Source organism: Vibrio sp. D173a (genome assembly GCF_030248475.1).
In genome coordinates, this window is the sequence record NZ_JAHGAH010000828.1 from 1 (window position 1) to 1058 (window position 1058).

Below are 1058 nucleotides of genomic sequence, written 5' to 3' on the forward strand. Positions count from 1 at the left end.
GGTACCATCACAGGGGTGAGCCGTTACCTTAAGAACTATCAGAAAAAGCAGGTGTTGTCGGTGGCTGGTTGAGCCTGCTGAATCACCCGTCATTTCTCAATCATTAGCAGGGGAAGAGATTCAACCTGCACCTCATAAAATCCAAGGCATTGGCGCTGGGTTTATTCCCGGTAATTTAGACCTCAGCCTGATCGACCACGAAGAACGTGTTACTTCTCAAGAAGCCATCGATATGGCCAATCGTCTTATGAAAGAAGAGGGCATTCTTGCAGGGATCTCTTCTGGCGCTGCAGTTGTAGCAGCGAATCGCATTGCCGAAATGCATGAATACCGAGGCAAGAATATTGTGACGGTTCTTCCTAGTTCAGGCGAGCGTTACCTAAGTTCAGCATTGTTTGCAGGTATGTTCGATGAAAAAAGCAGTAACTAGCGCGATTATCCCTATTTTTTTGGGGCTGGTTGCCGCCTTGCTTCAACAAGTTGGCGTAAAAGCCCTACAAGAGCGCATCTCTGAGGAGGATGGAACCGCGATATTTTTCTACGTTGCGCTTTTCTATATCGCGACTTACTTAGGCTTAGTCACCCTTACTTTTTATATGTGACCAAGTCGATACCATTGCTACTGATAAGTTGCTCACTCTTATCGAAACAATCTTATAAAAAACAAATTGAAGGTAAATCATGTCAATCACTTTTCAAGGCGAAGCGGTTTCTGTTTCTGGTTCATTCCCACAAGCAGGCCAATCAGCACAAAACTTCACGTTATGCTCAGCAGAGCTTGCAGACATCACACTTGAGTCGATGAAAGGCCAGAAATTGGTACTCAATATCTTCCCAAGCATTGACACGCCAGTATGTGCGGCAAGCGTACGTGAGTTCCACCAAAAGCTAGCGAGCGTTCAAGGTGTTGCGGTAATGAACATCTCGGCAGACCTGCCATTCGCAACAGGCCGCTTCTGTACATCTGAGTCTATCGATTCAGTACAAAACTTCTCTTTCTTCCGTTCACCAACTTTCACTGAAGACTACGGCGTGAACCTGAACGAAGGTGCGCTAAA

At 46.0% G+C, this 1058-nt stretch carries 2 protein-coding genes and 1 pseudogene; all 3 read left to right on the plus strand.

What is annotated here, in order from left to right:
- A pseudogene (locus tag KIV40_RS29600) lies at positions 1–430 on the plus strand (pyridoxal-phosphate dependent enzyme); the annotation flags it as partial.
- Positions 411–602, plus strand: coding sequence for a hypothetical protein (locus KIV40_RS29605; RefSeq protein WP_285352830.1), 192 nt, complete (start codon positions 411–413; stop codon positions 600–602). The pseudogene KIV40_RS29600 and the gene KIV40_RS29605, both read left to right, overlap by 20 nt.
- Before the next feature lie 79 nt (positions 603–681).
- A partial coding sequence (gene tpx, locus KIV40_RS29610) for a thiol peroxidase (RefSeq protein WP_285352832.1) occupies positions 682–1058 on the plus strand: 377 nt, incomplete at its 3' end.

Bases quoted from the DNA above. Each gene is read 5' to 3' on its own strand.
- KIV40_RS29605 (WP_285352830.1), top strand. From the start codon at position 411: ATGAAAAAAGCAGTAACTAGCGCGATTATCCCTATTTTTTTGGGGCTG.